Origin of the sequence: Azospirillum sp. TSO22-1, from assembly GCF_003116015.1 — a bacterium.
Lineage (GTDB): Bacteria > Pseudomonadota > Alphaproteobacteria > Azospirillales > Azospirillaceae > Azospirillum.
On sequence record NZ_LGQZ01000102.1, the window covers coordinates 1 to 1,509 of the forward strand.

The 1,509-nt window shown below is 65.1% G+C and carries 2 protein-coding genes and 1 pseudogene; 2 read left to right on the top strand and 1 reads right to left on the bottom strand.

Translation table 11 applies throughout. The annotated features are described in order from the left end of the window. Positions 1 to 494: NAD(P)-binding protein (locus TSO221_RS24620; RefSeq protein WP_199229612.1), on the top strand; the 494-nt coding region annotated here is incomplete at its 5' end. A gap of 203 nt (positions 495 to 697) precedes the next feature. Then, the gene (locus TSO221_RS24625; RefSeq protein WP_109121166.1) at positions 698 to 1,105 is read left to right on the top strand and encodes a hypothetical protein; all 408 of its coding nucleotides are present in this window, start codon (positions 698 to 700) and stop codon (positions 1,103 to 1,105) included. A 21-nt stretch (positions 1,106 to 1,126) separates the two neighbouring features. Here TSO221_RS24625 and TSO221_RS35620 read toward each other — a convergent pair. Continuing rightward, positions 1,127 to 1,509 (bottom strand): annotated as a pseudogene (locus tag TSO221_RS35620) (class I poly(R)-hydroxyalkanoic acid synthase); the annotation flags it as partial.

The following is a 1,509-nucleotide window of genomic DNA, read 5'->3' on the forward strand; positions in this document are numbered from 1 at the left end:
TGAAGAGCCAGAATTTGCCCATCGTGGTCATCGACCAGAACCGCCGACGGATCGAGGCGTTGCGTGAACGCGGCGTGCCGGCGGTCTACGGGGATGCAACGACGCCGGGCGTTCTGGAAGCCGCCGGCATCCGGCGGGCACGGCTGATCGTGGTCGCCACGCCCGAGGGCTACCAGACGCGTCGCGTTCTCGATCTTGCGCGCCGGATCAACCCCGGCATCGACACGGCGGTGCGGACCCACAGCGAGGCCGAGGTTGCCCATCTGGAGCGGCAGGGCGTGGGCGTGGCAATCATGGGGGAGCGCGAACTCGCCTTCGGGCTGATGGACTATGCTCTGCGCAGCCTCGGCACCTCGGACGACAGGACGCAGCGGGTGGTCCAGGGGGTCCGGGTCGCGGGCGAGGGTGGCGTCTACGAGCGGCGACACGGCGAGCCCTCGCGGGGGGCGCCGGAACTGCGCCAGCATCGCGACGAGGCCCCGCCGCCCGTTTGACAATCTTCTCTCGCACGGCCGGCAGAAAAATTTACAAAACCAGCCACCACGAAACCAAAGAGCAAGACATTTAATAGGACGCGAGTTCATTCCATTATATTCATACAATATTTTGCAACCATTGTTTTTTGAAATGGCGCCGATGATTTTTCAGATAATCACCATACATAATAATTGCCCACGCGAATTTACGGGAGGATGACATGCCGTTGCGCGCCGAATACACCCTGCACCAATCCGATCTGAACGAATTCCTGTCCGCTCCGCTCTGGGAGGAGAAGAACGGAACCCCGCTCAGTGTCCTCTCCGCACTGGCGCGGCTCGACATCGATCCCTGGGCCGAGGCGGCCCGCTTGGCGGCGTTGCCGAGGGACGCCGCGGCATCGGCGCTTGCCATCATCCTTCGTCGGCTTCCCGCACAGCAATCCGGGACTCCGGATGCCGGCACGGTCGCGGATCGCTTGGTGACGCTGCTGCCCGAAGGTGGCTCCGCCATGTCGTTCGACGGGAACGCCAGGCAACCTCCTGGCATGGGTACCACCAGCCTCTGGGTGGTGCTGGCGCTGGTGGCGATCCTCTTCGTTTGGACGATAAAGCGGTTGTGGTCCTGAAGCCTTTTGGGCGGCGCAGGATCACTTTTCCAGCACGTAGGCGCCGGGCGCGTCGGCGAGCGGAGGGTGCGCCGCGCTGCCCAGCGTCGGCGGCTTTCCCTTTTTCCCCGACCGCTTGGACAGCCACGCCGTCCAGTCCGTCCACCAGCTGCCGCTGTGCGCGGTGGACGTCTCGCGCCACACCTGGGCGGTTGCGCCGGGAGTTCCGGTGTCGTTGATCCAGTAGGCGCCTTTGCCGCCGGGCGGGTTGATGATGCCGGCGATGTGCCCGCTGGACGCCAGCACGTAACGCACCTTGGCCCCTTCGAGCAGCTGGGTGACCCGCCACGCGGCATCCCAGGGCACGATGTGGTCCTTCTCCGCGCCGACCGCGTAGACGTCCTGCGGGATGCGCCCGAGGTCGA

Excerpts from the sequence above, each read along its gene's own strand:
- TSO221_RS24625 (WP_109121166.1), top strand. The coding sequence starts at position 698 with ATGCCGTTGCGCGCCGAATACACCCTGCACCAATCCGATCTGAACGAA.